This window comes from Burkholderia sp. 28_3 (assembly GCF_003253915.1).
GTDB classification, from domain to species: Bacteria; Pseudomonadota; Gammaproteobacteria; order Burkholderiales; family Burkholderiaceae; genus Burkholderia; species Burkholderia cenocepacia.
Genome location: NZ_QKZF01000027.1, coordinates 83464 through 91359, shown reverse-complemented (window position 1 = coordinate 91359; position 7896 = coordinate 83464). Strand labels below are relative to the sequence as shown.

The 7896-nt window shown below is 66.7% G+C and carries 6 protein-coding genes; all 6 read left to right on the top strand.

Annotation, left to right across the window (positions count from 1 at the left end; all coding sequences use genetic code 11):
- A partial coding sequence (locus DFS13_RS34775) for a YadA family autotransporter adhesin (protein ID WP_111442725.1) occupies positions 1–2727 on the top strand: 2727 nt, incomplete at its 5' end.
- 121 nt (positions 2728–2848) lie between these two features.
- Complete coding sequence (locus DFS13_RS34770; RefSeq protein WP_111442722.1) at positions 2849–3511, top strand: OmpA family protein; 663 nt, start codon at positions 2849–2851, stop codon at positions 3509–3511.
- A 389-nt stretch (positions 3512–3900) separates the two neighbouring features.
- Positions 3901–5046, top strand: a complete 1146-nt coding sequence (locus tag DFS13_RS34765) for a DUF2827 domain-containing protein (protein WP_111442721.1) — start codon at positions 3901–3903, stop codon at positions 5044–5046.
- Between the two features lie 14 nt (positions 5047–5060).
- On the top strand, positions 5061–6215 hold the full coding sequence (locus DFS13_RS34760) for a DUF2827 domain-containing protein (protein WP_077190164.1): 1155 nt from the start codon (positions 5061–5063) through the stop codon (positions 6213–6215).
- Positions 6216–6241: 26 nt separating this feature from the next.
- On the top strand, positions 6242–6709 hold the full coding sequence (locus DFS13_RS34755) for a DUF4019 domain-containing protein (RefSeq protein WP_069353755.1): 468 nt from the start codon (positions 6242–6244) through the stop codon (positions 6707–6709).
- A 33-nt stretch (positions 6710–6742) separates the two neighbouring features.
- On the top strand, positions 6743–7879 hold the full coding sequence (locus DFS13_RS34750; protein ID WP_034203298.1) for a DUF2827 family protein: 1137 nt from the start codon (positions 6743–6745) through the stop codon (positions 7877–7879).
- Positions 7880–7896: the final 17 nt, after the last annotated feature.

Genomic DNA, 7896 nt, shown 5'->3' with positions numbered 1-7896 from the left:
ACTTCGCTGTCGACTTCGACGTCGACCGGCCTCTCGTCGGCTAACAGCTCGATCACTTCGCTGTCGACTTCGACGTCGACCGGCCTCTCGTCGGCAAACAGCTCGATCACTTCGCTGTCGACTTCGACGTCGACCGGCCTCTCGTCGGCTAACAGCTCGATCACGTCGTTGTCGACTTCGACTTCGACGGGTCTTTCGTCCGCGAACAGCTCGATCACGTCGCTCTCGACCTCGACGTCGACCGGCCTGTCGTCGGCTAACAGCTCGATCACGTCGTTGTCGACTTCGACTTCGACGGGTCTTTCGTCCGCGAACAGCTCGATCACGTCGCTCTCGACTTCGACTTCGACCGGCCTCTCGTCGGCAAACAGCTCGATCACGTCGCTCTCGACTTCGACTTCGACGGGGCTGTCGTCGGCTAACAGCTCGATCACCTCGCTGTCGACCTCGACTTCGACGGGTCTGTCGTCGGCCAATAGCTCCATCACGTCGCTGTCGACTTCGACTTCGACGGGGCTGTCGTCGGCTAACAGCTCGATCACCTCGCTGTCGACTTCGACTTCGACCGGTCTGTCGTCGGCCAACAGCTCGATCACGTCGCTCTCGACCTCGACTTCGACCGGTATCAGCTCGCTGTCCACTGGCCTGAGCTCGACCAACAGCTCGGTGTCGTCCCTGTCGACCTCCACCTCGACCGGCCTGTCGTCCGCCAACAGCTCGATCACGTCCCTGTCGACTTCGACTTCGACCGGCATCAGCTCGCTGTCCACTGGCCTGAGCTCGACCAACAGCTCGGTGTCGTCCCTGTCGACCTCGACGTCGACCGGCCTGTCCTCGGCCAACAGCTCGATCAGCTCCCTGTCGACCTCCACCTCGACGGGTCTGTCGTCGGCCACCAGCTCGATCACGTCCCTGTCGACTTCGACCTCGACCGGCATCAGCTCGCTGTCCACCGGCCTGAGCAGCACGGACAGCACGATCCTGTCGCTGTCCACCTCGACGTCGACCGGCATCGGCTCGCTGTCCACCGGCCTGAGCAGCACGAACAGCTCGGTGTCGTCGCTGTCGACCTCGACCTCGACCGCGATCAACGCCGCGAAGACGCACTACTACAGCGTCAACGACAACGGCGTGCAGCAAGCCAACTACGACAACACCGGTGCAACCGGCACCAATGCTCTCGCCGCCGGCGTGAACGCCAGCGCGGCGGGCGCGAGCAGCGTGGCAGTCGGCGACGGCTCGAACGCGCAGACGGCAGGCGCGGTCGCGATCGGCCAGAACGCATCGGCAACGGGCGGCAAGGCGGTATCGATCGGCTCCGGCAACACCGCATCCGGCGATGGCGCGGTCGCGATCGGCGATCCGAACGTGGCGACGGGCACCGGCGCCGTGGCGATGGGTGCGAACAATACGGCGACCGGCGACGGCGCGGTGTCCCTCGGCAACCAGAACACGGCAACCGGCGCCAGCGCGCTCGCCCTCGGCAGCTCGAACCAGGCCACCGCGGACAACACGATCGCGCTGGGCAGCCAGGCCACGGCCAGCGCCACCGGCGCACAGGCCTACGGCTCGGCCGCCAAGGCCACGGCCGCCGACGCGCTCGCCTTCGGCACGAACGCGCAAGCGAACGTCGCGAACTCGATCGCACTCGGCGCGAACTCGGTCACGGCCGCGGCGGTCGGCACCTCGAGCGCCACGATCGGCGGCGTCACGTACCCGTTCGCGGGCGGCTCGCCGGTCGGCGTGGTGAGCGTCGGCGCACCGGGCCAGGAACGCCAGATCACGAACGTCGCCGCGGGTCGGATCTCGGCCACGAGCACGGACGCGATCAACGGCAGCCAGCTGAACGCGACGAACAACGCGATCAACGCGCTGTCGACGTCCACCGCGTCGAACGTCGCATCCCTGTCGACCGGCATCAACTCGCTGTCGACCGGCCTGAGCACGACGAACAGCAACGTGGCCTCGCTGTCCACGTCGACCTCGACCGCGATCAACTCGCTGTCGACGGGCCTCAGCACGACGAACAGCAACGTCAACTCGCTGTCGACGTCGACTTCGACCGGCATCGGTTCGCTGTCCACCGGCCTGAGCACGACGAACAGCAACGTGGCATCGCTGTCGACCGGCGTGACGAACATCAACAACCAGTTGAACCAGTTGTCGACGTCGATCAACAACAACACGACGCGTGCAGCCAACAACAACGGCATCGCGGCCGACATGAACGGCAAGGGCACCGACGTCCCGGTCGTCACCGCCGGCTCGAACTCGGTGGCGATCGGCGCGGGTTCGAACGACGGCGGTCGCTCGAACGTGGTGTCGGTCGGTAGCGACCAGCAGCAGCGCCAGATCACGAACGTCGCGCCGGGTACGCAAGGCACCGACGCGGTGAACGTGAACCAGCTGACGCAGGTGCAGACGACGCTGTCGACGGCACTGTCGGGCCAGCAGGCACAGATCAACTCGCTGGGTTCGCAACTGCAGCAGACCGACCAGATGGCGAAGCAGGGTATCGCGGCCGTCGGCGCGATGGCGTCGATCCCGCAGCTCGATCGCGACGCCAACTTCGGGATGGGCGTGGGCACGTCGACCTTCCTCGGCCAGAAGGCGATGGCGGTCAACATGCAGGCGCGCATCACGGAGAACCTGAAGGCGTCGATCAACGGCGGCTTCAGCGGCGGTCAGAAGGTGATCGGCGCCGGCATGCTGTATCAGTGGAAGTAATGCGTCGCGCCGCCCGGCCGTCCGGCTCGCCAGCCGGGCGGCCCGCGGCTCCGACGGCAGGACGAGCCCGCCGCGCACCGCGCGGCGGGCCTCGGTCAACCCAAGCTTTAAGGACGTCACCGTGAACAAACTCGCTCTTGCGCTCGCGCTTTCCGCAACGGCCCTCGCCGCGTGCTCGACCGCATCCGGCCCGACCTTCAGCGCCTCCGAACTGCAGCCGCGCAACGGCGTGCGCACCTTCCAGGTGGACTGCCACGGCCTGCTGTCGGGCCCGCAGACCTGCATGAAGGCCGCCCGCAAGATCTGCGGCGACGAGCCCGTGCGCGCCGTGGACTCGGCCCGCGCGCTGCGCGACAAATCCGATCCGGCCACGCTGGTCTTCCAGTGCGGCGCCGCACCGGCCGAAGCGGCCTCGGCCGCCGAGCCGGCCGCCGCCGTGGTCGAACGCGTGAACCTGTCGGGCGACGCGCTGTTCGCCACCGACCACGCGACGCTCGCGCCGACCGCGCGCGAATCGCTGGACCGGCTGCTGAGCGAGCGCGCCGACCGCACGTACTCGCAAGTGACGGTCACCGGCTTCACCGATTCGGTGGGCAGCGACGACTACAACCTCGCGCTGTCGAAGCGCCGGGCCGAATCGGTCGCCACCTATCTGAAGGCGCACGGGCTGAAGACCGACTCGATGACGGTCTCGGGCCGCGGCAAGGCCGATCCGGTCGCATCCAACGCGACGCCGGAAGGCCGCGCCAGCAACCGCCGCGTCGAAATCCGGCTGCAGCACTGAGCCGCCTGCGGCCGCCCGTGCGGCCGCGCGATCCGGCGTGCCGTCCGCGCCGCGCCGGCACGCCGCCGGACCACCGGGCGCCGCAACGCCTGCGCCCGTTTCCGTTGGCCGGCGGCTATGTCAAAGTTCGTCACGTCCTGCCAAAACCGGCGGTTTCCATGCCACAATCGCCGCAGACAGTCGCCGGGGCAGCCTGCCCGACGCGCGCCGTGCCAGGCGTGCCCGGCGACACGCCGGAATCCGGCTGCCGCCCACGCGAATCTCGTCGCCCGATTCGTGCACCGCGGCGCACCGGCGCGAATCCAACCATGACGATCCACGGCGCGCCGCTGCCGGCCATACGCTCGACGCGATGCCCGGACGCATGACGCCGCAGAGGAAACCAACCGGTGACGGACATCAATGAAGCCGCCGCGGGCGGCACCCGCAAGCAACGGCCGGCGGTCGGCATCTCGCTGTTTGCGCGCGACGGCCAGGCGATCTGGGAAAACGGCATTCACCAGAACATCGCGTTCCTCGCGATGATGCTCAAGCGCTCGGATCGCGTCGGCCCCGTCTATTTCCTGAACGGCGGCGACGCCAACGCGCTGCCGGCCGGCCTCGAACTCGACGGCCTCGACATCCCGCTGGTGAAACCCGCCGACGTCACGCACGAACTCGACGTCGTGATCGAAATGGGCGCGCAGTTGCCGGTCGAGTGGCTGCGGCACATGAAGGCGCTCGGCAAGAAGATCGCCGCGTTCTTCTGCGGGCACGTGTATGCGGGCCTGTGCGAAACGCCGATGTTCGGGAAACCGTCGGGGCACGTGTTCAACGGCGCACCGTTCGACGAAGTGTGGCTGCTGCCGCAATACGACAAGACCGCCGCGCCGATGCTGCAGACGATCCTGCGCGCGCCCGTCCATCTGATGCCGCACATCTGGTCGCCGTACTTCCTCGAGCGCCGCGTCGCCGTGATCGCCGGCGAAGGTGCGACGTTCGGCTATCAGCCCGGCGCCCGCCCGTGGCGCCTCGCGATGCTCGAACCGAACATCTCGGTCGCGAAGTCCTGCCACTACCCGATGCTGGCGTGCGACGCGTTCTACCGCGCGCGGCCGGACGCGGTGCAGCACATGTTCGTCGTCAACGCGATGCACATGAAGGAACATCCGACCTTCGTGCACTTCGCGAACAGCCTCGATCTCGTGCGCCAGCACAAGGCGACCTTCGAACCGCGCCTCGACCTGCCAGGCTTCATGGCGCGCCATGCGGATGCGGTCGTGTCGCATCACTGGGAAAACGGGCAGAACTATCTGTATTACGACGTGCTGTACGGCGGTTATCCGCTGATCCACAACTCGACGCTGATCGGCGACGCCGGCTACTACTACCCGGACTTCGACTCGGCCGCGGGCGGCCGCGCGCTGCTCGAAGCGTGGCTGCATCACGACGAACGCCTCGACGACTACCGCGCGAAGGCCGGCCGGCTGCTGCAGTCGGTCTCGATCGACAACCCCGCGAACCTCGACGCGTTCGTCTCGCGTCTGGTCGCCTGAACCGGAGCATACGCATGTCGGACTCCAATGCCCGTCAAGCGCCCGGCGAGGGCAAGCGTCTCGTCGTCGGCGTGTCGCTGTTCGTGCGCGGCGCCGGCCAGTCGCTGTGGGAAAACGGCATTTTCCAGAACTGCCTGCTGCTGATTCTGCTGCTGCGCCAGTCGCCGCTCGTCGCGGATGCCGTGATGGTGAACGGCGGCGAACAGGTCGCCGATCCGCAGATGATGCTCGGCGAGTGGGACGTGCCGCTGCTGTCGATGGACGAAGCGCTCGAGCGCTGCGACGTGCTGATCGAAATGAGCGCGCAGTTCGGCGCGGACTACCTGCGCGCGTTCCGCGAGCGCGGCGGCAAGGTCGTCACGATGCGGGTCGGCAACGACTACGTGATCGACATCGAACGCGCGATGTTCGACAAGCCGTCGGGCTTCCTGTTCTCGGGCGCGCCGTACGACGCGGTGTGGACGATCCCCGAGTTCGAGCGCTCGTGCCTGCACTACTACCAGACGGGCCTGCGCGCGCCGGTCACGATCGTTCCGCACATCTGGCATCCGATGCTGTTCGACAAGGCGCGCGCGACGCTCGGCGCCGGTTTGTCGTTCGGCTATCAGCCCGGCAAGCCGCGCTGGCGCGTGACGATGTTCGAGCCGAACATCTGCATGGTGAAGACGAGCATCATTCCGATGCTCGTGACCGAGGAAGCGTATCGCGCGAAGCCCGAGTTCCTCGAGTTCGTGCGCGTGTGCAACACGATTCACCTGAAGGAACATCCGACGTTCGTGCACTTCGCGAAGAGCCTCGACATCGTGAACCACGGCATCACGACGTTCGAAAGCCGCTATGCGGTGTACGAGTTCATGGCCGCGTACGGCGATGCGGTGGTGTCGCACACGTGGGAGAACGCGCAGAACTACCTGTACTACGAGCTGCTGTACGGCGACTATCCGCTGATCCACAACTCGCCGTTCCTCGGCAAGGCCGGGTATTTCTATCCGGACTTCGACTGCCAGGCGGGCGGCCGCGCGCTGCTGCAGGCGTTCGCCGAGCACGACGCGAATCTCGACGCGTATCGCGAGCAGTCGAAGCACGTGCTCGACTCGGTCAGCATCTACAACCCCGAGAACGTCGCGGCCTATACGGACGCGATCGCCACCCTCTATCGCGACGCGTGACGCGCCGCCCTTTCCGGACCCCGCCCATGAACGCACGCCCGACCCTCACCCGCGCAAAATGGCTGCTTGGCTGCGCCGCCGCATCGATCGCGATCGGCGCGCATGCGCAAGCCGCCGGCGAATCGGCCGACACGCTGCTGCGCGACTCCGATGCGGTGTTCAAGCAGCTCGACGCCGGCCAGTACGGCGCGGTATGGACCGACGCTGCACCGTTCGTCAAGGCGCGCTTCAAGCAGGACCAGTTCGCGGCGCAGATGCAGCAGGCCCGCCAGTCGGTCGGCACGGTCAGCCATCGCGGCTGGGCGCAGGTCACGCGCATCCGCTACGAGCGAACGGCAGGGATGCCCGACGGGCTCTATGCGAACGTCGATTACGCGACGACGCTGGCGAGCGGCGCCACGATGTTCGAAAAGCTGAGCTTTCGCCTCGAAACCGACGGCCGCTGGCACCTGACGGGCTACGTGCCGCGTCAGACGCAAAACGCCGCGCAGTAAGCCGCGCACTGCCCGCCCCACGGAGCCGATCCGATGAAACTCAATGTCGCGATAACGATGAACGTGCAGCGCGACGCGACGCAGTCGATCTGGTACAACGGTGCGAACCAGCACTGCGTGTACCTGTACATGCTGCTGAAGCAGTCGCCGTTGATCGGCGAGGTCTGGCTCGCGCACGACAACGGCATCACCGAGTATCCACAGGCGCTGATGATGGACGCGTTCGGCGACGCGCTGCGGCCGCTGTCGGCCGTCGTTCACCAGACCGACCTGCTGATCGAGATGAACGCGTTCGTCGACCCGTCGCACACGGACGTCGTGCGCCAGCGCGGCGGCAAGTGCGTGTCGTATCGCTTCGGCAACGACTACGTGATCGCGGTCGAGACGATCAACTTCGAGAAGAACGACTGGCGGCCGAACCCGCACCGCGTGCAGTTCGACGAGATCTGGACCAATCCGCAGCACATGCACACGTGCGCCGCGTATTTCCAGGCCGTGTACCGTGCGCCGGTAATCGAGCTGCCGCATATCTGGTCGCCGTATTTCATCGAGCGCAGCCTCGACGCCGATCCCGAACTGAAGGCGCGCTTCGGCTATCGCAACCACGGCCCGGCCAAGCGCATCGCGTTCTTCGAGCCGAACCTGAACGTCGTGAAGAGCGCGATCGTGCCGATGCTCGCCGCGAACGCGTGCTACGTCGAGCATCCGGAGCTCATCGAGCACGTGTACATGACCAACACGTTCGACAAGAAGGAAAACGTCGCCTTCAAGCATCTCGCGCTCGGGCTCGAAATGGTGCGCGACGGCAAGGCCACCGCCGACGTGCGCGCGCCGTTCGTCGCGTGGGCCGCGCATCACACCGACATCGTCGTGTCGCACCACTGGGAAAACGGCCTGAACTATCTGCTGTACGACGCGCTGTACGGCAACTACCCGCTCGTGCACAACTCGCCGTTCCTGCGCGACGTCGGCTACTACTATCCGGACTTCGAGATCTTCGATGCGGCGCGTGCGATCGCGACCGCCGCGCAGACGCACGATGCACGGCTCGACGATTACGCGGCGGCCGCCCGTCGCTGCCTGCACCAGGTCGACACGCTCGCCGAGCACAACGTCCGCGCCTATTCCACGCAGATCCAGCATCTGTTCGCCGGCCGCCCGCTCGGCTGATTTCCTTCGCCCGCGCC